The sequence below is a fragment of the Pseudomonas sp. Soil_N_39 genome, assembly GCF_057655955.1.
The window spans coordinates 71,000-96,362 of the sequence record NZ_JBDGLI010000002.1; the positions used below are offsets into that span (position 1 = coordinate 71,000).

Below are 25,363 nucleotides of genomic sequence, written 5' to 3' on the forward strand. Positions count from 1 at the left end.
ATTGATTAAAAAGGGTAGCCTCGGCTACCCTTTTTTCTTTTCCCCACATTCATTACCTGGTCGCAGCCGCTGACCACCCAGGATTGGTAGCCAGTCATGTCTCTTGAAATCGTTATCCTCGCGGCCGGCCAAGGCACCCGCATGCGTTCGGCGTTGCCCAAGGTCTTGCACCCGGTCGCCGGCAATTCCATGCTCGGCCATGTTATCCACAGCGCGCGGCAACTTGATCCACAGCGCATTCACGTGGTGATCGGCCATGGGGCCGATGCGGTACGCGAACGCCTGGCGGCGGATGACCTGAATTTCGTCCTGCAGGACAAACAACTGGGTACCGGCCATGCGGTGGCCCAGGCCGTCCCGTTCATTACCGCCGATACGGTGCTGATTCTCTACGGCGATGTGCCGCTGATCGAAGTCGAGACCTTGCAGCGCCTGCTCAAGCACGTCGCCCCCCAGCAGTTGGGCCTGCTGACCGTCGAGCTGGATGACCCTACCGGTTACGGTCGCATTGTGCGTAGCGCCGACGGCCAGGTGACGGCGATTGTTGAGCAAAAGGACGCCAACGAAGCCCAGCGCGCGATCACCGAGGGCAACACCGGAATTCTCGCCGTGCCGGCCGAGCGCCTGGGCGACTGGATGAGTCGTCTGTCGAATAACAACGCCCAGGGCGAGTACTACCTGACCGATGTGATTGCCATGGCCGTTGCTGATGGGCTGGTCGTTGCCACTGAGCAGCCGTTGGACGCCATGGAAGTGCAGGGCGCCAACGATCGCCGGCAACTGGCCGAGCTGGAGCGCCACTATCAATTGCGCGCCGCCCGCCGCCTGATGGCCCAAGGCGTGACCCTGCGCGATCCGTCCCGTTTCGATGTTCGCGGTGAAGTCAGCGTGGGGCGCGACGTGGTAATCGATATCAACGTCATCCTCGAAGGCAAAGTTTTCATCGAAGACGACGTGGTCATCGGCCCGAACTGCGTGATCAAGGACAGCACCCTGCGTAAAGGCGTGGTGATCAAGGCCAACAGCCACCTCGATGGCGCGGTCATGGGCGAAGGCAGCGATGCCGGCCCGTTTGCGCGGTTGCGTCCCGGCTCCGTACTGGAAGCCCGGGCCCATGTGGGTAACTTTGTCGAGCTCAAGAACGCTCACCTGGGTGAAGACGCCAAGGCCGGCCACTTGACCTACCTGGGTGACGCTGAAGTCGGCGCCCGCACCAACATTGGCGCCGGCACCATCACCTGCAATTACGATGGCGCCAATAAGTGGAAAACCGTCATGGGTGAGGATGTCTTCATCGGCTCCAACAACTCTTTGGTGGCGCCTGTGGATATCTCTAGCGGTGCAACCACGGCGGCCGGTTCGACCCTCACCCAGAATGTGGATAACGGCCAATTGGCGGTGGCACGCGCTCGCCAACGCAATATCGACGGTTGGAAGCGGCCGGAAAAAATCAAGAAGCCCTAAAGTTATCCACAACCCCTCTGTGGGAGCGAGCTTGCTCGCGATAGCGGTGTATCAGGTAAAGCATCATTGCCCGACATGGCCTCTTCGCGAGCAAGCTCGCTCCCACAGTGTTTGGGGATTTCTGAATTTTTCTTCTCCCGCCTTGACGATATCCCTTCAATAGGTTTTGATTGCTTACGTTATCTTTCGAATCGAAACTTATCCCGTCATGTCGAAGCGCAATACACCACAACGCCGCCACAACATCCTTGCTTTGCTCCAAGAGCAGGGCGAGGTCAGTGTGGATGAGCTGGCCAAGCGCTTCGAAACCTCGGAGGTTACGATTCGCAAGGATCTAGCTGCCCTGGAAACCAATGGCCTGCTGCTGCGTCGCTACGGTGGCGCGGTGCCGATGCCGCAGGAGTTGGTGGCCGATAACGGGCAAACCGTCTCCAAGTACAAACTCGCCATTGCCCGGGCCGCCGTGAAGCGGATCCGCGAACACGCGCGGATCATCATCGACAGCGGCAGCACCACCGCCGCCATGATCCCTCAACTCGGCCAACAGCCGGGCCTGGTGGTGATGACCAATTCCCTGCACGTCGCCAATGCCTTGAGCGAACTGGAGCACGAGCCGGTGCTGTTGATGACTGGCGGCACGTGGGACCCTCACTCCGAGTCGTTCCAGGGGCAGGTGGCCGAGCAGGTTCTGCGTTCCTACGATTTCGACCAGTTGTTCATCGGCGCCGACGGCATCGATCTGGTTCGAGGTACCACCACTTTCAACGAACTGCTGGGCCTGAGCCGCGTGATGGCTGAGGTTGCCCGGGAAGTCATCGTGATGGTGGAGGCCGACAAGATCGGCCGCAAGATCCCCAACCTGGAGCTGCCGTGGAGCAGCGTCCATACCCTCATTACCGATGATCGCCTGCCCGTAGAGGCCCGCGATCAGATTCAGGCCCGCGGCATCACCGTGATCTGCGCGCCTGTCAGCCAGGAGAAATAGCATGTGTGGAATTGTCGGCGCCGTTGCTGAACGCAACATCACAGCAATCTTGCTCGAAGGCCTCAAGCGCCTGGAATACCGCGGCTACGACAGCGCCGGTGTGGCGGTGTACACCAACGACGAGAAGCTTGAGCGCATGCGTCGCCCGGGCAAGGTCAGCGAGCTGGAGCAGGCGCTGGACGCCGAACCGCTGCTCGGTCGTCTGGGCATCGCCCACACCCGTTGGGCCACCCATGGCGCGCCGTGCGAGCGTAACGCTCACCCGCATTTCTCTGGCGACCTGGCGGTGGTGCACAACGGCATCATCGAAAACCATGAAGCCCTGCGTGAACAGCTCAAGGCGCTCGGTTATGTGTTCACTTCGGACACCGACACTGAAGTCATCGTCCACCTGCTCAACCACAAGCTCAAGGACCTGGTGGACCTGACCGTCGCCCTCAAGGCCACCGTCAAGGAGCTGCACGGTGCCTATGGCCTGGCGGTCATCAGCGCGAAACAACCCGATCGCCTGGTCGCAGCCCGCAGTGGCAGCCCATTGGTGATCGGCCTGGGTCTGGGGGAAAACTTCCTGGCTTCCGATCAGTTGGCGCTGCGTCAGGTCACCGACCGTTTCATGTACCTGGAAGAAGGCGACATCGCCGAGATCCGCCGCGACAGCGTGCAGATCTGGGATCTCGATGGCAAAAGCGTAGAGCGTGAGACCGTCCAGTACCGCGACGGTGCCGAAGCCGCCGACAAAGGCGAGTTCCGCCACTTCATGCTCAAGGAAATCCACGAACAACCGGCCGTGGTGCAACGTACCCTGGAAGGCCGCATGAGCCAGAGCCAGGTCTTGGTCCAGGCGTTCGGTCCACAGGCGGCCGAGTTGTTCGCCAAGGTCCGCAACGTGCAGATCGTGGCCTGCGGCACCAGTTATCACGCTGGCATGGTCGCCCGTTACTGGCTGGAAGAGCTGGCCGGTATCCCGTGCCAGGTCGAAGTGGCCAGCGAGTTCCGCTATCGCAAAGTGGTCGTGCAACCCGACTCGTTGTTCGTGACCATTTCCCAGTCCGGCGAAACCGCCGATACCCTGGCCGCCCTGCGCAACGCCAAGGAACTGGGCTTCCTCGCCAGCTTGGCGATCTGCAACGTCGGCATTAGCTCGCTGGTGCGTGAGTCCGACCTGACCCTGCTGACCCAGGCCGGCCGTGAAATCGGCGTGGCGTCGACCAAGGCGTTCACCACCCAGTTGGTGGGCCTGTTGTTGCTGACCTTGTCCCTGGGCCAAGTTCGCGGCACCCTGGGTGAAGGCGTCGAGGCCAAGCTGGTGGAAGAACTGCGTCGCCTGCCGGCCCGCCTGGGTGAAGCCTTGGCCATGGACAGCACTGTGGAAAAGATCGCCGAGCTATTCGCCGAGAAGAATCACACCCTGTTCCTGGGCCGTGGCGCGCAATTCCCGGTGGCGATGGAAGGGGCCTTGAAACTCAAGGAAATCTCCTACATCCACGCCGAGGCCTACCCGGCCGGTGAACTCAAGCACGGCCCGCTGGCGCTGGTGGATAACGACATGCCGGTGGTCACCGTCGCGCCAAACAACGAGCTGCTGGAAAAGCTCAAGTCCAACCTGCAGGAAGTCCGCGCCCGGGGCGGTCAGTTGATTGTCTTTGCCGACGAAAAGGCCGGCATGACCAATGGCGAAGGTACCCACGTGGTGCACATGCCGCACATCCACGACATCCTGTCGCCGATCCTCTACACCATTCCGTTGCAACTGCTGTCGTACTACGTCGCGGTGCTCAAGGGGACTGATGTGGACCAGCCGCGTAATTTGGCTAAATCGGTAACGGTTGAGTAAGGCTGTAGCGCAGGCAAGGGAGCCAGCCTGTCGGCGTGGACCCGAAAACCCTCACAGAAAACCAACCCCCTGAATTCAGGGGGTTTTTTATGGCTGACAGTAAAGTTTTGTGCCGGCTCAGGCCAGGAACAACGATTCAATTGCGTCTTGGCCGCCAGCCCTGTTCGTCGTATTCACAGCGAGCCGCTGAACAACCGCGTTGACAACATGGGGCATAGGTGATGAGATCAAGTCATACGACAACGTATGACCAAGAAAATAATAAAAACGAAAGGCGCAGTCATGTCTTCTACATTTACCGCCCAGCGAGTTTGTAGGTTACCGTCCCCACGCGTTATCGCGGGACGCCAGCTATCTTTCCCTCTTTCCCGAAAGCCCCGTGCGGGCTCGCAAGTGCAATCCAATTTCCCGATCCCAGCGTTCAGGCCTGCGCGCCTGCCTCACCAGGCGTTAGCGCTGGGCGTGCTCGTTTTGTGCTCAATTTCAACCCCACAATGAATGGCAGCACCTGGAGAACAATAATGAAGAAAACACTCTGCGCCTCTTTGATCGCCTCCTTCCTGAGCTTGACCGCTGGCACGGCGATGGCCGCCGACGCCAGCGATTGGCCAAGCCGTCCGGTGCAGGTGGTGGTGATTGCCAACGCCGGCGGTGACACGGATTTCAACGCACGAATGATGGCCAAGTACTTCACCAAGCTCACCGGCAAATCCATGGTGGTGACCAATATGGCCGGTGGGGGCGGGACGATTGCCGCCGATGCGGTCAAGAGCGCGGCGCCGGATGGCAATACCATCCTGTTCACTCACACCGGCCAGTTGATCGTCAACGAAGTCGCGGGACTGTCGGAGGACCGCTTTGATGCGTTTGATATCTCCTGCATCGCCGGCGTCGACAAAGGCGCGGTGTTCGTCTCGGCGAAAAGCTCGGGCATCGACAGCCTCGACCAACTGATTGAAAAAGCCAAGGCCAAGCCCGGCACCATCACCTACGGCACCGAGATGGGCAACTTCTCTCATCTGCAGGGCCTGATGTTCGAGAAGCTCGCTGGCGTGAAACTGAAAATGGTCGACAGCGGCACGGTGTCCGAAAAAATCGTTGCCTTGCTGGGCAAGCGCATCGACCTCGGCGCCATCAGCTATGGCTCGGTCCAGGATTACATTTCCAGCGGCAAGATGACCGCCCTGGGCCAGCCCAACGCTGAGCGCAACGCGCTGCTGGGCGACGTCAAGACCTTCAAGGAACAAGGCGTGGACCTGATCCTGGACAAGCCTTACGTCGTTGCCTTCCCGAAAGGTACGGACCCGGCCATCGTCAAGAAAATGGCCGACACCATGAAGAAAATCACCGAAGAGCCGGAATATGCCGAGGAACTGAAGAAGTCCTTCAAGCAGCCGGTCAGCTTCCAGGGCCCCGAAGAAGCCATCGCTACATTGAATAAAACCCGCGACAGCTTCATGGAGTTCAAGGACGAGATGCGTAAAGCGAAATAATTTTGCGTAACGGTTCGGGTGCGCGCCACGCTGGCCAGCGCCCGACAACCAGTCCTTCCCAGCAAGAGGAGCCTGTATGGATTCCTATAAAAGAAAAGAGCTGATTGCCGGCCTGGCCATGCTCGGCGCCGGTGTAGCTTATCTGGTGTTGACCATGAACCTGCCGCGTCGCGGTTTCGTCGATGCCGCGTTTGTACCCTGGCTGCTCGCCATCGCGTTGTGCCTGTTGGGCGCGTTGCAATTATGGGCGTGGCGAAAGCTGCCGGACAAAAGCCCTGAACCGGCGGAAAAGCCTGAGTCGATCGATTATCCAACGGTCTTCAAATCCCTGGCATTGGTGCTGCTTTTTACAGCGCTGCTGGAGACCGTGGGTTTCGTGATCATGACGGTGCTGTATCTCTATGCCCAGTTCATCGTACTGACCCCCGCGGAACAAAAGGTCAAGCATCTTCAATACGCGTTGATAGCGGTCGTTTCGGCAGTTCTGATTTTTTACATTTTTCGCCATGGCTTCGACTTGCTCCTGCCTGTCGGTTTATTGGATTTCTAGGGGACGGCCATGATTGAACTCATGCAAACAGGCTTCGCGGCCGTACTTACACCCTACGTTTTTCTCCTTATCACCCTCGGCGTTGCGGTGGGGATCGTTTTTGGTGCGGTGCCCGGGCTCTCGGCTACCATGGCGATCGCATTGTGCTTGCCGCTGACCTACTCGATGGGGCCAGGTCCTGGCCTGGCGTTGCTGGTGGCACTGTTCGTCGGCGCCACCTCTGGAGGGCTGATATCGGCGATATTGCTCAACATACCGGGAACGCCGGCCTCCATCGCGACGACGTTCGATGGTTGGCCGCTGATGAAACAAGGCCATGGCGTCAAGGCCCTTGGGATTGGCGTGGTGTTCTCGTTTCTCGGCACGATTTTCAGTATCGCGGCGTTGATGTTCATCGCCCCGATCCTGGCGGAACTGGCCCTGAGCTTTGGCCCGCACGAATACTTTTCCATCGCGATTTTCTCGCTGACATTGATCGCTACGCTGTCCACCGGCTCGCTGGTCAAAGGCTTGTTTGCCGGTGCCCTGGGCTTTGCCTTCTCCACGGTGGGGATCGCCCCGGTCGAGGCCATCCGTCGCTTTACCTTTGACCTGCCGAGCCTCAATGGCGGCTTCGCCATGTTGACGGTCATGATCGGTATGTTCGCCGTCGCCGAAGTGCTGAAGTTTGCTGAGAGTGCGCGCCTGAGCCACCGGGCCAAACCACAGCACGTCAGCATGAAAGGCGTGAAAGGTTTCGGCTTTTCGATGAAGGAATTTGTCGGCCAACTGCCCAACGCCACTCGTTCATCCCTGATTGGCCTTGGTATAGGCATCTTGCCCGGCATCGGTGCCGGTACGTCGAACATCGTCTCTTACATCGTGGCCAAGAAACGCTCGAAAACCCCTGAGGAATTCGGCAAAGGCAAGATCGACGGCGTGGTCGCCAGCGAGACCGCTAACAATGCCGGCATCGGTGGCGCGATGATTCCGCTGCTGACGCTGGGCATTCCCGGCGATACCACCACGGCGGTGATGCTGGGCGGTTTCATGATCCACGGCATCCAGCCCGGGCCCCTGCTGTTCATCAGCCAGGCACCGCTGGTCTACACGATTTTCGCCGCGCTGATCCTCGCTTCCGTGCTGATGCTGGTGCTCGAGTTCTACGGCCTGCGCATGTTCATCAAACTGCTGGCGGTGCCCAAGCACATTCTGTTGCCGATTATCCTGGTGCTCTGTGTGGTCGGCGCCTTTGGCCTGAACAGCCGAATCTTCGACGTCTGGGCGGTGTTGCTGTTTGGCTTGCTGGGGTACGGGTTCGTCAAAGCCGGTTTGCCGATTGCACCGTTCATCATCGGCTTCATCCTCGGTCCGATGGCTGAAACCAACTTGCGCCGTGGCTTGATGCTGTCCGATGGCAACTTCGGCGGCTTCCTGACCAATCCCATCTCAGCGGGCTTTCTCATCTTGGCCGCCGCCTCCATCTCCTGGCACCTGGTGACGGTCATTCGCAACAGGAAAAGCGCTGCTATCGAATTGATGCGCAGCTAGCCCATTGCAATTGCTGCTGTAACACGAACCCGTGTTGCAGCAGCCGAACCCAAACGTTCGGAGCATAGCCATGCAAGACACGCCTCAACTGTCTTCTGCCGATGACGATCGCATTGCCTGGGTGCGCGTGGCCTCGGTTTTTCTGCCATTGGCCAACCCCATCAGCGATGCCAAGGTGCTGACCGGTCGGCAAAAGCCAATGACCGAAATCGCTATTCTGTTTGTGGAAATCGAAACCAGGGACGGCCACCGTGGCCTGGGGTTCAGCTATTCCAAGCGCGCCGGTGGCCCGGGGCAATTTGCCCACGCCCAGGAAGTCGCCCCCAGCCTCATTGGCGAAAACCCCAGCGACATTTCCAAATTGTGGGACAAGCTCTGCTGGGCGGGGGCCTCGGTGGGGCGCAGCGGCCTGGCCACCCAGGCGATCGGTGCGTTTGATGTCGCCCTGTGGGATTTGAAAGCCAAGCGGGCCAATCTTTCCCTGGCTCGCTTGCTTGGCGCCCATCGCGATTCTGTCCAGTGCTACAACACGTCGGGTGGCTTCCTGCACACCCCTCTTGAACAATTAATGATCAATACCGACCTCTCCCGGGAAAAGGGTATCGGGGGGATCAAGCTCAAAGTCGGCCAGCCTGACCAGGCGCTGGATCTGCACCGGGTCAGCACCATCCGCAAACACTTGGGGGATGACTTCCCCTTGATGGTCGACGCCAACCAGCAATGGGACCGACCCACTGCACAGCGCATGTGCCGACGCCTTGAGCCGCTCAACCTGGTCTGGATCGAGGAACCGCTGGATTGCTACGACGCCGAAGGTCATGCCGCGCTGGCCCAGCAATTCGATACGCCGATCGCGACCGGTGAAATGCTCACCAGCGTTGCCGAGCACTGGGAATTCATCAAGCTGCGCGCGGCCGATTACCTGATGCCCGACGCGCCCCGTGTCGGTGGCATCAGCCCTTATCTCAAGGTCCAGGCATTGGCCGAGCAGGCGGGGCTGATGATCGCGCCGCACTTTGCCATGGAACTGCACATCCATTTAGCCGCCACCTATAGCCGCGAGCCCTGGGTGGAACATTTCGAATGGCTGGAGCCGCTGTTCAACGAGCGCATGCAAACCCGCGATGGACGCATGCTCGTGCCGACCCGGCCAGGGCTTGGCCTGTCGCTCAGCGAACAAGTCGCCGGTTGGACTGCGCAACAGGTCGAGATCGGCCAGCGCCCTTGAGGAGGTACGATGCCGTCGCTGTTGAGTCAGGAGTTGATCGAAAACATCGAGCGTTTGGTCGGTCCCGCCGGGCTGGTGCGCGATCCCGAACTCATGCAGGGCTACCTGACCGATTGGCGCAACGCTTATCAAGGCTTGGCCGCGTTGGTGGTGCGCCCTGGCAGCACCGAGGAAGTGGCGGCGGTGGTGCGGCTTTGCCATGACGCTGGGGTGGCGCTGGTACCTCAAGGAGGCAACACTGGGTTGTGCGGAGGTTCGATCCCGGACGCTTCCGGTCGACAGGTGGTGCTGTCCTTGACCCGGATGAAGCGCATCCGTGAGATCGACCTGGCCAATGAAACCATCACGGTCGAGGCCGGGGTGATATTGCAGCAGCTACAGGACGCCGCCAGCCAGGCCGGTCGCCTGTTTCCGCTGTCGCTGGGGGCTCAGGGCAGCTGCACGGTGGGCGGTAACCTGGCGACCAATGCCGGCGGCACGGCGGTGCTGCGCTACGGCAACATGCGTGAGCTGACCCTCGGCCTGGAAGTGGTGCTGCCTGACGGTCGCGTCTGGAATGGCTTGCGGGGCTTGCGTAAAGACAACACCGGCTATGACCTCAAGCAGTTATTCATTGGTTCGGAGGGCACGCTGGGCATCATCACGGCGGCGGTGCTGAAACTGTTTCCGGCGACCCACAGCACGGCGACAGCCTGGGTGGCGCTGCCTTCGCCGCAAGCGGCGGTGGACTTGATCGGCCATGTTCGCAGCCTGTGCGCCGACCGCCTGACGGGCTTCGAGATGATGTCGCGCCAGAGCTTGGACTTTGTCCTGGACCATGTGGCGGGTTGCAGTGATCCACTGGAAACCAAACATCCCTGGTACGCGTTGATCGAGCTACGTGACACGGTGCCCGATGCGCCATTGACGCTGTTGCTTGAAAACGGCCTGGCTCATGCTTTTGAGCAGGGTTGGGTTACCGATGCGGTACTTGCCAGCAACCAGGCACAGGCGGCGGCGCTGTGGGCACTGCGCGAAGGTATTTCCGAGGCGCAGAATCATGAGGGGCCGAGCCTCAAGCACGACATCAGCGTGCCCGTGAGCCGGATACCGGAATTCATTGAACGCACCGACAAAGCCCTGCAACAGGACTTCCCGGGCGTGCGCATCGTTTCCTATGGCCACATGGGCGACGGCAATCTGCACTACAACATCAGCAAGCCGGTCGGCGATGCGGACGCTTCGTTCAAGGCCCGCGAACACGCGATCATGCAAGTCATCTACCGTATGACCCGTGCTTTCAACGGCAGCATCAGTGCTGAACATGGGCTGGGACAAGCCAAACCCGACGCGGCGGTCCGCTTCAAGGATCCTCTGGAGATGGAGCTGATGCGTACCATCAAACGTACGCTGGACCCGACCGGGCTAATGAACCCCGGTAAGGTCTTCACTGCCGGACTGGAGTGATCGAGTAGGTCGCTGCTGGCCTTCCTCGCTCGAATATCAGACGGCTCTGATTGCGCTTTCCCGCTAAGCGCTACTCCAGAAAACACCGATCAAACAGATAAACGCTACCCGGTTTGAGATTTTCCACCGTGCGTTGCGGGCGGCCGCCGTCGCCGCTTTTTTTGCGACCGGTTTCCTGCAAATAACCGGCCTCGGTCATCTTCAGCAAACGCTGGCGCATGCTGGTCTTGAGCACCGGGCGATCGAGCACCACGGAGAAAATGCTCACCGCTTCCGGCGCGCTGAATTCCGGGCCCAGGAACATCAGCGGCAGGCTGCTGTAGAGGGCTTTGGACAACAACCGCTCCTGGACCGCCGCCACCAGGCTGTTGTGGTCGAAAGGAAGTTTGATCGAGGCGTCTGCGACGTCCTTGAGGGGAAAAAATCCCTGGTGTTCGGCGAGCTGGACCGCCTCGCTGACAATCGCCAGGTAGAACGTCGAGGATGACCAGCAGCGCGGATCGCGGAACGCGTCGCCGACGGTGCCGACCTGTTCGATCCACGCCAGCGGCATGCCGACCTTGTTTGAATTGCGCAGGCGCTCCACGGCGTCGTTCAGCGTCAGATCTTCTACGCCACCATTGACCACGATCCCGGGCAGCGCCCAATGGCCGGCGAATGGCTCGGCTTCCCGTCGGTTCAGGAGGATTTCCAGCGCCTGGGTCTCCCGGCAGAAGCGCAGCACACAGAGATCGATGGTGTGCAGATAACCGCGCGCGGGGGCTGTGCTAGTGGGCATGTCGATTTCCGTGGGTAGCGTAAAGGTCATAGTTTAACGGGTTCATGCCGGGTGCCATCCAGTCGCTGGGAAGCGGCTTGCCCAGGGCCAGTCGTTCGCGAACCACCGTGCTGCGTACGTGGATCTTTTCCTCCACGCAAAGGATGGAGAAACGCGCCAGCAATTCCTGGCCGCGATAGAAGGTCGGCAGCCGATCCGCGACATCCCGACCCACCACCAACGCGATCCGCTTGCCGTCCAGGGCCAGGCTGTCGGCGAGGTGGGCGAGCAGGGTGTAGCTGTAGATGGCGCCTTCAACGCCACGGGCCACGACCTGCTCCACCCGGCTTGCCCGCACTTCGGCGCAGCACAGCGGCTGAACCTTCTCGACGATCGATTCCAGCCAGTTCAGGCGCACCTCATAGTCGACCATTTGCTTGCCATCGGGATGCCTGAAGCTGGGCACCACCAACACGCGTCTGGCCTGGCGCGAGGCCTCGATCATCACTTGGGCGTGTCCTGCGTGAGGCGGATTGAAGGCACCGCCATAAAGGGCTATCTCGAACATGGCTTATCCTCTTTTGGTACATGACATGTACTCTATCAGCAAAATCTTTTTGATGAAAACCTGCTCTGCTCTGAACCATATCCATTGAATAAAAGAACAATCATCAAAAATATTTTCTGCAAGTAGGTTGTCATGAAAGTACATCTTATGTACTCTCGTTGCCATGAAGAGGAGAAACCCAACATGAACAGCTTGACCCGGAAAACAGCTTCCTTCGATGTCGATGCGCAAAAGAGCTTCACGCCGCTGTGCCCCGATGAGCTTCCTGTGCCGGGCGGTGACCAGATTGCCGGTGAGCTGAATTTCATCGCGTCCCTGGCCAGCCTCCGTATCGGCAGCAAGGACGCCCATACGCCCCTGGCCCCGTGGGTGGTCGCCGATCACGCAAAGATGTTCGTGCCCACCGGGCTCGAGCACGCCGACATCACCTGGGTCAGCCACTGCGTTCCTGGTACCGAAGGTTTCGCCTTGCTGGATCAACTGCCGACCCCTTATGACTACGACTATTTCGTCTGGAAGGGTGTCGAGCCGGATTTGCACCCGTATGGCGCCTGCTACCACGACCTGCACGGCAAGCTGTCCACCGGGGTGATCGAGTACCTCAAAGGCCTGGGTGTGGAGCAGGTCATTGTTGGCGGGCTGGCGCTGGATTTCTGCGTCAAGACCACCGCGCTGCAACTGGCCGCCGCTGGCTTCAAGGTGATCATTCACCTCCCGGCCTGCCGGGCCATCAGTGAGCAAGGGGCCGTTCAAGCCATTCACGACATGCAGCAAGCCGGCGTCTCGGTTGCCGCGACTCGCGAAGAAACCATCTGCCTGGCAAACGCATAAGGACGAACCATGGACAGTGCATACGATTCAAGCAACGGCGTCATCCAGAGCCTTCTGGATACCGACTACTACACCTTCACCATGATGCAGGCGGTCTTGCACCAGCACCCGAATGTCGAGGTGGAATACCAGTTCATCGTGCGTTCCAAGGAGCGGCTCGGTCACCTGATCCCGGACATTCGTGTGGAGTTGGAGAAGCTCGCTGGGTTGCAGTTGCGCGAGGGAGAGCAGCGGTTTTTGTTCAACAAGCGTTTCCGTGAGTACCTGACACCAGACTTCGAACAGTTTCTTGGCCTGTTTCGCTTCAATTTGCGCTACATACACGTTGCGGAAGTCGACGGCCAACTGCACATCCGCGTCCGTGGGCCGATGCTGCACTGCATCATGTTCGAGCAACCGGTGTTGGCGATGGTCAGCGAATTGCGCAACCGCGAGAAATACCCCGAAGTCGAGTTGGCCGACGTCACCCGCAAGCTGTACCAGAAGTTCGAATGGCTGGAGAAAAACGCCAGTCGTGAAGAGCTCGCCGAGTTTCGCGTTTCAGACTTCTCCACCCGGCGGCGGCTGTCGTTCAGGGCCCAGCGGGAGGTGGTGAATGTGATGCGCAGCGATTTTCCTGGGGTCTTTGTCGGCACCAGCAACGCGCACTTGGCTTACGAATTCGATCTCCCGTTGATCGGCACAATGGCTCACCAGTGGCTGATGGTGCACCAGCAACTCGGGCGCTTGCGCGAGAGCCAGAACGCGGCGTTGGAAAACTGGGTGCGCGAGTATCGCGGCCGCCTCGGTATTGCCCTGACGGACTGCATCAGCACCGACTTTTTCCTCAAGGATTTCGACCTGTACTTTGCCAAGCTCTACGACGGCTTGCGCCAGGACTCCGGTGACCCGATCGTCTGGGCCGACAAGGTGCTGGGGCGCTACCAGGAGCTGGGCATCGACCCGCGGACCAAGGACCTGATGTTCTCCGATGGCCTCAATTTCGAAAAGTGTCTGCCGATCCTGCGTCATGTTCGCGGCAAGGCCAGATTCGGCTTTGGCATGGGCACCAGCCTGGCCTGCGATGTCGACGGCGTCGAACCGCTGAGCATCGTCATGAAACTGGTGCGGGTCCACGGCGAGCCGGTCGTGAAGTTCTCCGACGACCCGATCAAGAACGTCTGCGAGGATGCCTCGTTTCTGCGGTATGCCGCCCAAGTGTTCAACGTCGCCCTGATCAATCCACAGTTGGGAGCCTGATATGACTACGCTTCAACAAGAGCGCATTGCCCGGGAACTGGGCATCGACCGCCAACTCACCCAGGGTGGCGTAGCCACCGAGATTGCCCGCCGCATCGAATTCATCAAGCAGACTTTGCGCGAGTCGGGTTGCCAGTCCCTGGTCTTGGGGATCAGTGGCGGCGTCGACTCGCTCACCGCAGGGCGTCTATGCCAATTGGCGGTTGAGCAACTGCGGGGTGAAGACTACGCGGCGCGGTTTATCGCCGTCCGGCTGCCGTACAAGGCCCAGGCCGATGAGCAGGACGCCCAGGCTTCCCTGGACTTCATCCGGCCGGACGCGATCACCACCAGCAACATCGCCGCGTGTGTCGACGGGCTGATGGGCAGTATCGCCATCGATGGCTTGCAGCCTTCGGCCGAGCTCACCGACTTTGCCAAAGGCAACGCCAAGGCTCGGGCGCGGATGCTGGCGCAATACGCCATTGCCAATCTGAGCAATGGATTGGTGGTGGGCACCGACCATGGGGCAGAGGCGGTGATGGGGTTTTTCACCAAGTTCGGCGACGGCGCGTGCGACTTGGCACCGCTGTCCGGGCTGACCAAGACCCAGGTGCGGTGGTTGGCCGACGCAATGGGCGCTCCCGCGTACCTGGTGCGCAAGGCACCGACTGCGGATCTGGAAGACCTGGCGCCCGGCAAGTTGGATGAAGTGGCGTATGGCTGCAGCTACGAGGAAATCGATGCGTACCTGATGGGCGAAGAGGTGTTGCCCCAGGCGCGACAGCTCATCGAACGCGCCTACCTCAAGACGGCCCACAAACGAGCATTGCCACGCGTTCCTGCATAGTTGTAATAGGGTTTTAATGGGACCTTTGGCCTCGAACGGAGTGGCAAATGAAACAGGCAATTGGCATCAAGGATCGCGTACGCATCAAGCACGTCGAAGTGCTCTCGGACGATTGGTACGTGTTGCGCAAGACCACCTATGACTACCTCGGCCGCAATGGCCAATGGCGCGAACTGACGCGCGAGACCTATGACCGGGGCAACGGTGCCACCATCCTGCTGTACAGCAAGGCCAAGCAAACGGTGGTGTTGACCCGGCAATTCCGCTTCCCGGCCTTCGTCAACGGCCACGATGACCTGTTGATAGAAACCTGCGCCGGCCTGTTGGACAACGACGACCCGCACACCTGCATCCGCAAGGAAACCCAGGAGGAAACCGGCTATATCATCCAGGACGTGCGCAAGGTGTTCGAAGCCTTCATGAGCCCGGGCTCGGTGACTGAGCGGGTGCATTTTTTCGTCGGCGAGTATTTCGACGAAGACAGACAGCACGAAGGCGGTGGCCTTGAAGCCGAGGGCGAAGAGATCGAAGTGCTGGAGCTGTCCCTCGACCACGCCTTGGGCATGATCGAGACCGGGGAGATTTGTGACGGCAAGACCATCATGCTGTTGCAGTACGCCAAGCTGCATCGGTTGCTGGATTAACCCCAGGCCTGCTGCGGGCGGAGCGCACCGCCGCCGAATCTTTCGCGATAGGCGGTGGGCGGCAAGCCGATAGCGTTCCGGAACGCGGCCCGGAAACTCTCCACCGACCGATAGCCGCAGGCCTGGGCGATGTCGGCCGTGCTCTGGTCGGTGCTTTCCAGCAGCGCCCGCGCCCGATTCAGGCGTTCCTGTTGCAGCCAGGTCTTGGGCGGCAGGCCGGTGGTCTCGACGAAGCGCCGCAGGAAGGTGCGCTCGCTCATGGCGACGCGGGCGGCCATGTCGCCGACGCTCAAGGGCTGATCCAGATGCTCGCGCAGCCACTGCAGGACGCGGGTCAGTTCGTTGCGTGGCGACTTGCTCACGGGCGCGACGATGAATTGTGCCTGGCCACCGGTCCGTTGCGGGGCCATGACCAGGCGCCGGGCCACTGAGTTGGCGATGTGTGTGCCGAAGTCCCGGGCAATCAGGTGCAGGCAGGCGTCGATGCCCGCCGCGCTGCCGGCTGAGGTGATCAATGGCCCGGAGTCGACATACAGCACATTCGGGTCAACCTTGATCAGCGGGAATCGCTCGGCCAGCTCCGCGCAGAATTGCCAATGGGTGGTCGCGGTCTTGCCGTCGAGCAGCCCGGTGGCTGCCAGGGCAAACACCCCCGAGCAGATCGACAGCAGGCGTGCGCCGCGTGCGTGGGCGCGGCGCAGTGCTTGTAACAGCGCTTCGGGAGGCGGTTCGTGGTGGCTGCGCCAGCCGGGGATGATGATGGTGCGCGCGCTGTCCAGGGCTTCGAGCCCCGCGTCGACGGCTATTCGAAGGCCTCCCAGGGCATGCATCGGTCCTGGATCGACGGCGACGATTTGATGGCCGTACCACGGTACATCCAGTTCCGGACGCGGCAGGCCGAAGATCTCCAGGGCGATGCCAAACTCGAATACGCACAGGCCTTCATAAACGAGGATCGCCACGGTTCCGGGGTGAGCGTGCATTTGGCGTGATTCCACCGTTTATTGTCTTGCGCTGCACTGTAGCGGACGGGCCCGTCACCCTACAATCGATCGCAGGCAATCAGGAAAACCAAGACGGTTGAGCCTTTGCACAGGTGGATAAGGGACGGGAAATGAAGAAAGTCGCCGTGGTGGGCTGCACCGGTGCAGTGGGCATGACCATGCTGCAATTGCTTGAAGATACCGATTATGAAGTGGTCTGCATGGCCTCGGGGCGTTCGGCGGGCAAGCGCTTGAAGGTGGGTGATGTCGAATACCTGATCGAAGCCTTTTCGGTCGAGGGCTGCGCCTCGTGCGATATCGTCTTCCTGTGTGTTTCCGGGGCCTTTGCCCTGGAGTACGGCGAGCGTCTGGCTGAGAACGCCTACGTCATCGATAACTCTTCGGCCTTCCGTTATCACCCGGCCATTCCACTGCTGGTGCCACCCATCAACGGTCACCGTTACAGGGGTGAAAAACTGATCGCCAATCCCAATTGCTCATCGGCTATTGCGTTGATGGTGCTGGGTCCTCTGCATGACGCGTTCGGGCTGCAGAGCGCGATCATCTCTACGTATCAGGCCGCCAGCGGTGCGGGGCAGCCGGCGATGCTGGAGCTGCGGGAGAAGGCCGGGTCCTTTAGCGACTATGGCGACCGCGATGACAGCGAGTACTTCGCCCATAACCTGGCCTTCAACGTGATTCCCCAAGTCGATTCGTTCGAAGCCAATGGTTACACCCGTGAAGAAATGAAAGTGGTCTGGGAGCTGCGCAAGGTGCTCGACGAACCGGCGCTGGCGATCAGTACCACCGCAGTGCGGGTGCCGACCTTGCGCTCCCATGCCGAGAGCCTCAGCCTGCGGTTCAACACACCCATCCAGTCGCTGGAGCAGGTGCGCGAGCTGTTACGCAGCGCGCCGGGGGTTGAGGTGGTGGATGAGCCGGAGTTTGGCGCTTATCCGATGCCCATGACCTCAACCTACAAGCACGCGGTGGAAGTCGGGCGGATTCGCTACAACCTGATCTACGGCGAGCATGGGTTGGACTTGTTCATCAGCGGCGACCAGTTACTACGGGGGGCGGCATTGAACGCATTTGAAATCATGCAGTTGATCAAGCATTGATCAAATCCGGCCTTGAACATAAAAACGCGCAGCCAGTTTCAATGGCTGGGCGTTTTTTGTTCAGCTGGATTGGGCCTCGCTGTCTTCCTGCATGTCGTCCAGGTATTGCGGCTGGTCCGTCTGTTCCGGCAGTTCGGTCACGACGCTGAAGTCGCTGATCTCGATGGCGCCGACCCCATGCCCGAGCAAATGGAAGGAAAACGCCTTGCGCTGCTGCGGGTTGTCGAAACTGATGTTCATCACCAGGGGCTGGTCGGGTGTCACCGCCACCTCGGTCGGCAGGTCCATCGACACATCCTGCTCGAACTCCTTGGCCTTGAGGGAAATGTAGGCGGCATGGTCAGCCTCTACGGTGCGGATGGTCAGGCTGACACGGGTCTGTGAGCCCTTGGGCATTTCCAGGTATTGGGCACCGATCAGGTTGTCGGTCCAGTCGTTGGTGACCTGGGCCGGCAGTGGGATTTTATCCGCGCTCCCGAACTGATAATGCTGGTTCAGGGGCGTGCGTAACAGGGTCTGGTCCAGGGCCGTGGCCCGGGCGCTGATCAATCGGGCGCGCTGGCCGCTGTATTGCCCGCCGTAGGTGGCGCGGTCGGCGATGAAGCCTGCACTGCTGTAGTAACGGCAATGCTGAAGGAAATCGCACTCGGTGAACGTGCCCTTGCCGTCGTGGTAGCGCAGCTTGCCGTTGGTGAACGACATGATTTCCCGGCCCTTCGGGTAATCCCTGAACAGCGAGCGACCGGACAACGATGTGGGCACCGTAAAGCCGAAGTAATCGAGGATCGAGGCGGTCAGGTCCACGTGGCCGTAGGTGCCTGACTTGATCCGGGGCAACGGTTCCGGCGCCAACGTCAGGTTGAACCCCCAGGACGAGGCCAGCCGCACATCGTCGATGCCATGGGATTCGTCTGAGGTGATGACCACCAGGGTGTTGTCCAGGATGCCCTGGCGTTCCAGGCCTGCCAGAAAGTTCGCCAGTGCGTCGTCCAGGTAACCCACGGCGGCCTGCTTGGCGGTGTCGTAGCGTTGGAGGTAGTCATCCGGTGCCGAGTAGGGCTGGTGCGTGCCCACGGTCAGCAGGGTCAGCATCCAGGGCTTGTCCGCTTGTTGCAGTTGCCCGACGTAGTCCAGCGCGCCTTCGAAGAAGGTCTTGTCGTCCTTGCCCCAAGGGAATTCCAGGTAGGCGGGGCGAGTGAACCACTCCATGCCCAGGGTCGTGTCGAAGCCGATGTGCGGCATGATCCGGTCCTTGGCCATGAACCGCAGGCCCGCGCCTTGGAGGAAATGCGTGGAAAAGCCGTTCTGGCGCAACTGGGCCGGCAGGCAGGCTTGGTTGCGCTGGGTCTGGTTGAGCATTTCGACGCCTTTGGGCGTGCCGTCGTCAAGCTTGTCGTAGTCGCCACACAGCATCGCGTACAGGCCACGAATGGTCTGGTGGCTGTGCAGGACGTAATCGGGGGTGTTCATGCCGCGCTCGGCCCAGGCGCTGAGGTGCGGCATCAGGTTTTCCTGGTAGCTGCTTTTCAAGGCTTGGCGGTTGGCGCTCACATAGGCGCCGGGAATGCCCTCCAGGGCGATGACCAGGACGTTGCGCGCCCGTCCCGGTTCGGCCAGCAGTTTGGTGCCATCGAGGTCCAGGCGGGTCAGCCCCGCCATGGCTGGGGCGGGGTCCACGGCATCGCCATCGAGCCATTGCCGGGCTTGGTCCTGCCCGGCGGCGATACCTGCGGTGACGAGTTGGTGAGGCAGGTTGAATACGTTCCATTGGTCCGCTTCGCTGGGACGCCAGGCCTGCAGCGCACCATGGCTCAGCAGGAGCAACACGGGCACGGCCCAGGCGTGGCGAGGCAAGCGTGGCGCCTGGTGTGGGCGGCGGGTCCATTGGGTCACGAGCCAGAACGCCAGCGCGGCCAACTGGATCGCCGCCAGCCAGGGGTGGGCGAAGCCGCCGCTGGTAGAGTTTTCAACGAACTGCGGGTCGGTCAGGTAATGGATGTCCGAAGGATTGGGCATCCGCCCGACCGCACTGACCAACTCGATGCTGGCCAGCGTCAACGCGCTCCAGGCCAGCAATACCGGCAGTGTCAGCCACCAGGGACGACGGTAAAGCAACGCGATCAGTAACCCACCGATACCCAGGTCCGATAGATAGCCCAGTGGGTCGGACCAGCCCAAGGCGAGACGCAGGCCCATGGGAACGAGTAATACGCAGCCAATCAGGGTGATGAGGGCGGCGCGGGGGTGGGTTGAAGCGCGATAGATAATATTCACAAGCAACAGGCCTTTCAGTTGAAGCCAATCCATTGAACAACACACTCACCCTGTGGGAGCGAGCTTGCTCGCGATAGCGCTGTGTCAGTCCATATGGATTGCCGCTGACCCGACGCTATCGCGAGCAAGCTCGCCCTCAGTGGGTTCTTCCTTCGGTCATGAAACTGTCATGAGAAGGGATGGTACCAAGGGCTGCCGTCGCTGGTCGGGCCAATGTCCCGGTGTCCGGCTGCGTTACGCTGTGGTTCACTGGCGCAGGCCTCTACAATGGCCGCGTTGCGCCGCTTTGAGGCGTGTAGAAAACTTGTATCAGGATTTCTCATCGGGGGATGGATGGACAGGTTCCAGGAAATGCAGGTTTTTCTCGCCGTGGCCCAGGCGTCGGGTTTTTCGGCGGCCGCGCGACGCCTGGGGCTATCAGCGGCCAGTGTCACGCGGGCGGTGGCGGGGTTGGAGCAACGTATCGGCACGCCATTGCTGGTGCGCACTACTCGCAATGTGTACTTGAGCGAAGCCGGCCAGCGCTTTCTCGAGGACTGTCGGCGGATCCTGAGCGATTTGCAGGAAGCCGAGGATTCGGCGGCCGGCAGTCACGTTCAGCCCCGCGGGCAATTGACGATTACCGCGCCGGTGCTGTTTGGCCAGTCGTTTGTCACTCCGCTGTTGGTGGATTACCTGCACCGGTTCCCCGAGGTCAGCATTAACGCCTTGTTGTTGGATCGTACGGTCAGCCTGGTGGAGGAGGGCATCGACGTTGCCCTGCGCATTGGCGACCTGCCGGACAGCAACCTGCACGCCGTGCGGGTCGGTGAAGTGCGGCGAGTGGTGTGCGGATCCCCGGATTTCTTCGCGCGGCACGGGCGGCCCCGGCATCCGGATGATCTGGAGCAAATGCCGGTGGTGGCGTCGTCGGCCACTGGCCAGGTCAAAAGCTGGAGCTTCATCGATTCAGGCCAACCGTTGGCCGTCCGGCCCGTGCCTCGGCTGGTGGTGACGGCCAACCAGGCGGCGATCACCGCCGCCTGCCAGGGGCTGGGAATGACGCGAGTCCTGTCTTACCAAGTGGCGGGCAACGTGGCCGCCGGTGAACTGGAAATCGTCCTCGCCGATTTCGAATTGCCGCCGCTGCCGATCCATGTGGTGTACCAGGGCGGACGCAATGCGCCGGTGCGGGTCCGCAGTTTTGTCGATTTTGTCGTCAGTGCGTTGCGCGAACATCCGGCCTTGAGCGGCTGACGTATTATTTCTCTGGCTGAAACAATGGATTGCATTTACGGGTTATTCTCTTGTTTTGGCTCGGAGCGGAAGATGACCCCATCGACGCCGTTGTGCTGATGGCGTCACTTCCAACGGAGTCGACCATGAACCCTATCAAGCACTATCACTTCCCGCTTTCCGGCCATTCCCATCGCGTTCAACTGATGCTTTCGTTGCTCGGGTTACCGGTCGAGGAGGTCTTCGTCGACTTGGCCAAAGGCGCGCACAAACAGGCGGATTTCCTCGCACTCAATGCGTTTGGCCAGGTACCGGTCATTGACGATGACGGCGTGGTGCTGGCGGATTCCAACGCGATCCTGGTGTACCTGGCGCATAAATATGGCAAGGGCCGCTGGCTGCCCACCGATCCGGTCGGCGCCGCGCAGGTGCAGCGCTGGTTGTCGGCGGCGGCCGGGCCGATCCATGCGGGGCCGGCCACGGCGCGACTGATCACGGTGTTCGGCGCGGCCTACAACGCCGAGGACGTGATTGCCCGGTCCCACAACGTGTTGAAAGTCATCGATCAGGAATTGAGCAGCCGTGAGTTTCTGACGGGTGATACGGCGACTGTCGCGGATATCGCCGGCTACAGCTACATCGCCCACGCACCGGAAGGCAATGTGTCGTTGGAAGACTATGCCAACGTGCGGGCCTGGCTGGCACGGATCGAAGCCTTGCCCGGGTTCGTGGGCATGCCGCGTACGGTTGTCGGGTTGCAAAAGCACCCATGAGCATTTGAATGGGTCGCCCTGTGGCGAGGGAGCTTGCTCCCGCTGGTTGCGAAGCAACCCCCTGAAAATGGCGCGCGGTGTGCCTGGCATGGCTGCGGTGTCGGCTTTGGGGCTGCTGCGCAGCCCAGCGGGAGCAAGCTCCCTCGCCACAGAGTTTCTCTTCGACGCGGGGGGCGGTAATCTGCCGGTCTTTGTGGGTGGTGAGGCTCCATGACGTTTCTTTCCCGGCTCTCCCTGGCCCTCGCCGTGTTGCTTTTAGGGGGCTGCGAACAACCCCCGGCCCTTGATCAACAACTCTATATCTGGCAACGCCAATGGACCCCGGCCCATGGGCTGGCGCTGCGCCAAAGCCACAGCGACTTTTCCACGCTGCGGGTGCTGGCGTTGCAGGCTTTTCCCGGGGCGGGCTGGCGCCGTGCACGGATCGATCCGGCCCTGCTCAAGGCGGACGGCCGTCCACTGATCGTCGTGATTCGCCTGGACGGCCAGCTCAAGGCCCTGAACCAGGACGAGGTCATCGCGCAAATCCAGCAAGTGCTGGGGGATTGGCAAGCCCAAGGCCTGACCCCGGTGGGCGTGGAGATCGACCACGATGCCGGTAATGCACGGCTGCCGGCCTATGGAAACTTCCTCGGCCAACTGCGGCACATCCTGCCGGCCAACCTGCGGCTCAGCATCACGGCGCTACCGGCCTGGCTCGACAGCCCCGCCTTGCCGGGGTTGCTGGAAACGGTGGACAGCAGTGTGCTGCAGGTCCACGCGGTGAGTGATCCACGGCAAGGGCTATTCGATCCGAAACAGGCCCGGCACTGGGCGCAACGCTGGAGCAAGATCACCCCGCGGCCGTTTTATCTGGCCCTGCCAGCCTACGGTGTGGCGCTGCTGACCCAGGAGAGCGGCGTGCCGGTGGTGGAAAGCGAGGTGCCGATCGATCGCGCTGGCGAGCGTCGAGAGTTGCTGGCCGATCCGCAACAAGTGGCCGGGCTGGCGGCGGATTTGCGGGCTGATCCGCCGCACCATCTCGCCGGGCTGATCTGGTTTCGCCTGCCCCTGGCCGGCGACCGACGAGCCTGGAGCTTGACCACGCTCGGCGCCGTCGCCCGGGGCGATCACCTGGACAGTCGCCTGGCGTTGAAGTGGGCGGAGCAGGGCGGTTTGTACGATATCCGCCTGGTCAACCAGGGCAATCTCGACAGCCCCTGGCCCCAGCGCCTGACACTGGCTGTTGGCGCGTGTGACGGCGTCGATGCCTTGGCCGGTTATACGTTGCAACAAGCCCCCGGACTGCTTACCTTCACCCGCATTCAGGAAGGTCGCTTGGCTGCCGGCGCCCAACGGGCAATCGGCTGGGCGCGCTGTACGAAAATCGACCAAGGAGGTTTCAATGTTTACCCGTAAGTGGCCTCGTCACCTGCTGTGCCTGAGCCTGTGCCTACCGCTGGCTCCGGCGCTGGCCTGCGGGCCGGATTTCCCGATGCGCCTGCTGGATAACCGCGCCCAGACGCTGGCGCAATTGCCCGAAGGCAGCTTTCGCTTCGAAGTCAGCCGCCTCGGCCAGGCGCTTGCCGGGCTCAAGCCGGCCACCGAGGCGACGCGCAACCCGGACTACAGCTATGACGACCTGCCTTCCTACGTAGAGCAACGCAACCAGGCCGAGCGGATTGGCTTGACCCCGCCGCAACAAGCGGTGGTGGAGCGCTTGCGGGCGCTGACCGATATCGACCAGGTGGCGGCTGAAGCGGCCAAACTGCCTGATGAGCTGCGCCTGTATGCCCTCGGCGCGGCGGCTTTTAACCTTGGTGAGCATCAGCGTGCCGTGGAAGCCTTCCAGCAACTGCTGACGTTACCGGCTGACCAGCGTCGGTTGCGCAGCACCTGGGCCGCGTACTCTCTTGGACGGGCCTTGTTCGCCGAGAGTGCCGGGGCGGGCAGCGGCGACCCGGTGGCCTTGCGGGATCAGGCGCGAGCAGCGTTTCGCCAGGCCCGGGAAATGACTATTGCTGGCTTCAGCGATCCACTGGAACTGGGCATCGCCAGCCTTGGCGAAGAAGCCCGGGTGGCCTACACCGCTGACGACTGGGACAGCGCCATCGCCCTGTATGCGATCCAGAACCTGCAAGGATCCCCGGTCGGCTACAGCTCGTTGCTGCAATTGGCCGGTGATTTGAGCGTCCAGCCGGATGAGCGCTTGAATGAACTGCTCAAGACCAAAGCGGTGCAGCGACTGGTCACCGCCTACCTGCTCAGCCGGATCGGCTGGTGGGACGGTGAAGAGCCCTCGGGCGAGAAAAGGCTGGTCAAACTGCTGCAGGCCAACGCCCGGGACAATCTGGAGGATGCCGACCGTTTGGCGGCAGTGAGTTACCAGCACGGCGATTACGCCAGCGCCCAGGCGTTTGTGCAAAAGGCTCCCGACACAGGCCTGGCCTGGTGGGTGCGCGCCAAGTTGGCCTTGCGCGACGGCGACAAGGTGGCCGCGGCGGCGGCTTATGCCAAGGCGGCCCAGGCGTTTCCGAACGATGAGTCCTGGGGCAGTCGGCGCACACCGGATTGGAATTACGAATCGGTGCAACCCAAGTGCCGGGTCGAAGGTGAAAGCGCGATCCTGGCCTTGCAGCGCGGTGATTACCTGCAAGCCTTCGATCAGCTCTATCGCGGCCAGAGCAACTATTGGTACGACGCTGCCGCCGTTGCCGAGCGTGTGCTCACGGTGGATGAGCTCAAGCAGTACGTCGACGCCCAAGTCCCGGCGCCACCGGCGTTGAGCCAGGAGGATCGGGATAACTACGTGCCGCTGCCGGTGGCCGCGAGCCTGCGCAATTTGCTGGGCCGTCGTTTGCTGAGGGAAGGGCGCTTTGAGGAGGCGCCGGCTTATTTCGATAACCCGGACCTGCAGAACAAGGCCCGGGCCTATGGGCAACTGCGCCAGGACGCGGAGTCCAAATGGTGGCCAACCCGGCGAGCCGAGGCGTATTTCCATGCGTCCTGGATGGCGCGCAACTGGGGCATGGAGCTGCTCGGCTATGAGATGGCGCCGGATTACGCCAGCCTTGGCGGCAATTACAGCCTGGAACCGGTCGAGCTGAACGTCGGGCCGCTGGTGGCCGAAGGTGAAGTGCAACGCCAGCAGGCCAGCGCCGCGCAGCCGGACATGCGTTATCACTATCGATTTGTCGCCACGGCGCTGGCGAGCCAGGCGGCGGATAATCTGCCCCATACCAGCCAGGCGTTTGCGGCGGTGCTGTGCAAAGCGGTGGGGTACAACTCCAGCCTTGAGGAGCAAAGCGCGTTGTATCAGCGCTATGTGAAGGAAGGCCCGTACGTGGATTGGGCCGGGGATTTTGGTCATCAATGCCAGCAACCGGATTTCAGCACGGCGAACAAACGCTACGTGACCCAGGCCCTGGACCCGATTCGCTCGGCGCTGCGCCCTTACAAGGTTTGGCTGGAAGTGGGCGGGGTCGTGTTGGTGGTGGCGGTGGGGTTGGGGCTGATCAGCCGGCGCCAGCGCAAGGCGCGGATGTCGGCCTCCTGAGATAAGGAACCCTTGTGGGAGCGAGCTTGCTCGCGATGAGGACATCACATACGTCCTTGTAGCG

The 25,363-nt window shown here is 61.3% G+C and carries 21 protein-coding genes; 17 read left to right on the forward strand and 4 right to left on the reverse strand.

Annotation, left to right across the window (positions count from 1 at the left end; genetic code table 11):
* Positions 1-96 precede the first annotated feature (96 nt).
* From glmU to AC3A5O_RS02730, 8 genes are all read left to right on the forward strand, one after another.
* Positions 97-1,464 carry a bifunctional UDP-N-acetylglucosamine diphosphorylase/glucosamine-1-phosphate N-acetyltransferase GlmU gene (gene glmU / locus AC3A5O_RS02695; protein ID WP_305468950.1) on the forward strand — a complete coding sequence of 456 codons (1,368 nt, stop codon included), beginning with the start codon at positions 97-99 and terminating at the stop codon, positions 1,462-1,464.
* Positions 1,465-1,672: 208 nt separating this feature from the next.
* A complete protein-coding gene (locus tag AC3A5O_RS02700) occupies positions 1,673-2,449 on the forward strand; it encodes a DeoR/GlpR family DNA-binding transcription regulator (RefSeq protein ID WP_060739917.1) in 777 nt (258 codons plus the stop codon).
* Position 2,450: 1 nt separating this feature from the next.
* Positions 2,451-4,283 (forward strand): glutamine--fructose-6-phosphate transaminase (isomerizing), encoded by a 1,833-nt coding sequence (gene glmS / locus AC3A5O_RS02705; RefSeq protein WP_122567675.1) that lies wholly within the window; start codon positions 2,451-2,453, stop codon positions 4,281-4,283.
* A 521-nt stretch (positions 4,284-4,804) separates the two neighbouring features.
* Entirely contained in the window at positions 4,805-5,776 is a 972-nt protein-coding gene (locus AC3A5O_RS02710; RefSeq protein WP_122567674.1) for a tripartite tricarboxylate transporter substrate binding protein, read from the forward strand.
* A 76-nt stretch (positions 5,777-5,852) separates the two neighbouring features.
* A complete protein-coding gene (locus AC3A5O_RS02715) occupies positions 5,853-6,326 on the forward strand; it encodes a tripartite tricarboxylate transporter TctB family protein (protein ID WP_122567673.1) in 474 nt (157 codons plus the stop codon).
* Positions 6,327-6,335: 9 nt separating this feature from the next.
* Positions 6,336-7,856: a tripartite tricarboxylate transporter permease gene (locus AC3A5O_RS02720; RefSeq protein ID WP_014340981.1), complete on the forward strand. Its 1,521-nt coding sequence runs from the start codon at positions 6,336-6,338 to the stop codon at positions 7,854-7,856.
* A gap of 70 nt (positions 7,857-7,926) precedes the next feature.
* The gene (locus tag AC3A5O_RS02725) at positions 7,927-9,084 is read left to right on the forward strand and encodes an L-talarate/galactarate dehydratase (RefSeq protein WP_122567672.1); all 1,158 of its coding nucleotides are present in this window, start codon (positions 7,927-7,929) and stop codon (positions 9,082-9,084) included.
* A 9-nt stretch (positions 9,085-9,093) separates the two neighbouring features.
* Positions 9,094-10,530, forward strand: a complete 1,437-nt coding sequence (locus tag AC3A5O_RS02730; RefSeq protein ID WP_122567671.1) for an FAD-binding oxidoreductase — start codon at positions 9,094-9,096, stop codon at positions 10,528-10,530.
* 70 nt (positions 10,531-10,600) lie between these two features.
* Here AC3A5O_RS02730 and AC3A5O_RS02735 read toward each other — a convergent pair whose 3' ends face one another.
* Together AC3A5O_RS02735 and AC3A5O_RS02740 are read right to left on the reverse strand one after the other, a co-directional pair.
* Entirely contained in the window at positions 10,601-11,308 is a 708-nt protein-coding gene (locus AC3A5O_RS02735) for an NUDIX hydrolase (RefSeq protein ID WP_122567670.1), read from the reverse strand.
* A complete protein-coding gene (locus AC3A5O_RS02740; protein ID WP_122567669.1) occupies positions 11,298-11,855 on the reverse strand; it encodes an adenylyltransferase/cytidyltransferase family protein in 558 nt (185 codons plus the stop codon). The genes AC3A5O_RS02735 and AC3A5O_RS02740 overlap by 11 nt, the downstream gene beginning before the upstream one ends.
* A 183-nt stretch (positions 11,856-12,038) precedes the next feature.
* Here AC3A5O_RS02740 and AC3A5O_RS02745 point away from each other — a divergent pair, with 183 nt between their 5' ends.
* From AC3A5O_RS02745 to nudK, 4 genes are read left to right on the forward strand one after another with little or no spacing between them, the layout of a single operon-like run.
* The gene (locus AC3A5O_RS02745) at positions 12,039-12,686 is read left to right on the forward strand and encodes a nicotinamidase (protein WP_487752822.1); all 648 of its coding nucleotides are present in this window, start codon (positions 12,039-12,041) and stop codon (positions 12,684-12,686) included.
* Positions 12,687-12,695: 9 nt separating this feature from the next.
* On the forward strand, positions 12,696-13,925 hold the full coding sequence (gene pncB, locus AC3A5O_RS02750; RefSeq protein ID WP_122567667.1) for a nicotinate phosphoribosyltransferase: 1,230 nt from the start codon (positions 12,696-12,698) through the stop codon (positions 13,923-13,925).
* Between the two features lies 1 nt (position 13,926).
* Positions 13,927-14,754 (forward strand): NAD(+) synthase, encoded by an 828-nt coding sequence (nadE, locus tag AC3A5O_RS02755; RefSeq protein WP_122567666.1) that lies wholly within the window; start codon positions 13,927-13,929, stop codon positions 14,752-14,754.
* A 47-nt stretch (positions 14,755-14,801) separates the two neighbouring features.
* Positions 14,802-15,398, forward strand: a complete 597-nt coding sequence (gene nudK / locus AC3A5O_RS02760) for a GDP-mannose pyrophosphatase NudK (RefSeq protein WP_305468945.1) — start codon at positions 14,802-14,804, stop codon at positions 15,396-15,398.
* Here the strand turns inward: nudK and ftrA are convergent.
* Entirely contained in the window at positions 15,395-16,381 is a 987-nt protein-coding gene (ftrA, locus tag AC3A5O_RS02765) for a transcriptional regulator FtrA (protein ID WP_305468943.1), read from the reverse strand. The two genes, nudK and ftrA, sit on opposite strands and share 4 nt — an antisense overlap.
* A gap of 131 nt (positions 16,382-16,512) precedes the next feature.
* On the opposite strand from ftrA, the gene AC3A5O_RS02770 reads away from it, so the two are divergent.
* Positions 16,513-17,502, forward strand: coding sequence for an aspartate-semialdehyde dehydrogenase (locus tag AC3A5O_RS02770; protein ID WP_305468941.1), 990 nt, complete (start codon positions 16,513-16,515; stop codon positions 17,500-17,502).
* Between the two features lie 60 nt (positions 17,503-17,562).
* On the opposite strand, the gene AC3A5O_RS02775 is transcribed toward AC3A5O_RS02770, so the two are convergent.
* Positions 17,563-19,776, reverse strand: a complete 2,214-nt coding sequence (locus AC3A5O_RS02775) for an LTA synthase family protein (RefSeq protein WP_305468940.1) — start codon at positions 19,774-19,776, stop codon at positions 17,563-17,565.
* A gap of 333 nt (positions 19,777-20,109) precedes the next feature.
* Here AC3A5O_RS02775 and AC3A5O_RS02780 point away from each other — a divergent pair, with 333 nt between their 5' ends.
* The 4 genes from AC3A5O_RS02780 to AC3A5O_RS02795 all read left to right on the forward strand — a co-directional run bounded on the left by AC3A5O_RS02780 (position 20,110) and on the right by AC3A5O_RS02795 (position 25,299).
* The gene (locus AC3A5O_RS02780) at positions 20,110-21,012 is read left to right on the forward strand and encodes a LysR family transcriptional regulator (protein ID WP_305468939.1); all 903 of its coding nucleotides are present in this window, start codon (positions 20,110-20,112) and stop codon (positions 21,010-21,012) included.
* A gap of 125 nt (positions 21,013-21,137) precedes the next feature.
* Positions 21,138-21,764 (forward strand): glutathione S-transferase family protein, encoded by a 627-nt coding sequence (locus tag AC3A5O_RS02785; protein ID WP_122567660.1) that lies wholly within the window; start codon positions 21,138-21,140, stop codon positions 21,762-21,764.
* A 210-nt stretch (positions 21,765-21,974) separates the two neighbouring features.
* Entirely contained in the window at positions 21,975-23,162 is a 1,188-nt protein-coding gene (locus AC3A5O_RS02790; protein WP_487752823.1) for a DUF3142 domain-containing protein, read from the forward strand.
* Entirely contained in the window at positions 23,149-25,299 is a 2,151-nt protein-coding gene (locus AC3A5O_RS02795) for a hypothetical protein (RefSeq protein ID WP_487752824.1), read from the forward strand. Before AC3A5O_RS02790 ends, AC3A5O_RS02795 begins: the two co-directional genes overlap by 14 nt.
* The last annotated feature ends 64 nt before the right edge of the window (positions 25,300-25,363 follow it).

Excerpts from the sequence above, each read along its gene's own strand:
- glmU (WP_305468950.1), top strand. The coding sequence starts at position 97 with ATGTCTCTTGAAATCGTTATCCTCGCGGCCGGCCAAGGCACCCGCATG.
- AC3A5O_RS02700 (WP_060739917.1), top strand. The coding sequence starts at position 1,673 with ATGTCGAAGCGCAATACACCACAACGCCGCCACAACATCCTTGCTTTG.
- glmS (WP_122567675.1), top strand. The coding sequence starts at position 2,451 with ATGTGTGGAATTGTCGGCGCCGTTGCTGAACGCAACATCACAGCAATC.
- AC3A5O_RS02710 (WP_122567674.1), top strand. The coding sequence starts at position 4,805 with ATGAAGAAAACACTCTGCGCCTCTTTGATCGCCTCCTTCCTGAGCTTG.
- AC3A5O_RS02715 (WP_122567673.1), top strand. The coding sequence starts at position 5,853 with ATGGATTCCTATAAAAGAAAAGAGCTGATTGCCGGCCTGGCCATGCTC.
- AC3A5O_RS02720 (WP_014340981.1), top strand. The coding sequence starts at position 6,336 with ATGATTGAACTCATGCAAACAGGCTTCGCGGCCGTACTTACACCCTAC.
- AC3A5O_RS02725 (WP_122567672.1), top strand. The coding sequence starts at position 7,927 with ATGCAAGACACGCCTCAACTGTCTTCTGCCGATGACGATCGCATTGCC.
- AC3A5O_RS02730 (WP_122567671.1), top strand. The coding sequence starts at position 9,094 with ATGCCGTCGCTGTTGAGTCAGGAGTTGATCGAAAACATCGAGCGTTTG.
- AC3A5O_RS02735 (WP_122567670.1), bottom strand. The coding sequence starts at position 11,308 with ATGCCCACTAGCACAGCCCCCGCGCGCGGTTATCTGCACACCATCGAT.
- AC3A5O_RS02740 (WP_122567669.1), bottom strand. The coding sequence starts at position 11,855 with ATGTTCGAGATAGCCCTTTATGGCGGTGCCTTCAATCCGCCTCACGCA.
- AC3A5O_RS02745 (WP_487752822.1), top strand. The coding sequence starts at position 12,039 with ATGAACAGCTTGACCCGGAAAACAGCTTCCTTCGATGTCGATGCGCAA.
- pncB (WP_122567667.1), top strand. The coding sequence starts at position 12,696 with ATGGACAGTGCATACGATTCAAGCAACGGCGTCATCCAGAGCCTTCTG.
- nadE (WP_122567666.1), top strand. The coding sequence starts at position 13,927 with ATGACTACGCTTCAACAAGAGCGCATTGCCCGGGAACTGGGCATCGAC.
- nudK (WP_305468945.1), top strand. The coding sequence starts at position 14,802 with ATGAAACAGGCAATTGGCATCAAGGATCGCGTACGCATCAAGCACGTC.
- ftrA (WP_305468943.1), bottom strand. The coding sequence starts at position 16,381 with ATGCACGCTCACCCCGGAACCGTGGCGATCCTCGTTTATGAAGGCCTG.
- AC3A5O_RS02770 (WP_305468941.1), top strand. The coding sequence starts at position 16,513 with ATGAAGAAAGTCGCCGTGGTGGGCTGCACCGGTGCAGTGGGCATGACC.
- AC3A5O_RS02780 (WP_305468939.1), top strand. The coding sequence starts at position 20,110 with ATGGACAGGTTCCAGGAAATGCAGGTTTTTCTCGCCGTGGCCCAGGCG.
- AC3A5O_RS02785 (WP_122567660.1), top strand. The coding sequence starts at position 21,138 with ATGAACCCTATCAAGCACTATCACTTCCCGCTTTCCGGCCATTCCCAT.
- AC3A5O_RS02790 (WP_487752823.1), top strand. The coding sequence starts at position 21,975 with ATGACGTTTCTTTCCCGGCTCTCCCTGGCCCTCGCCGTGTTGCTTTTA.
- AC3A5O_RS02795 (WP_487752824.1), top strand. The coding sequence starts at position 23,149 with ATGTTTACCCGTAAGTGGCCTCGTCACCTGCTGTGCCTGAGCCTGTGC.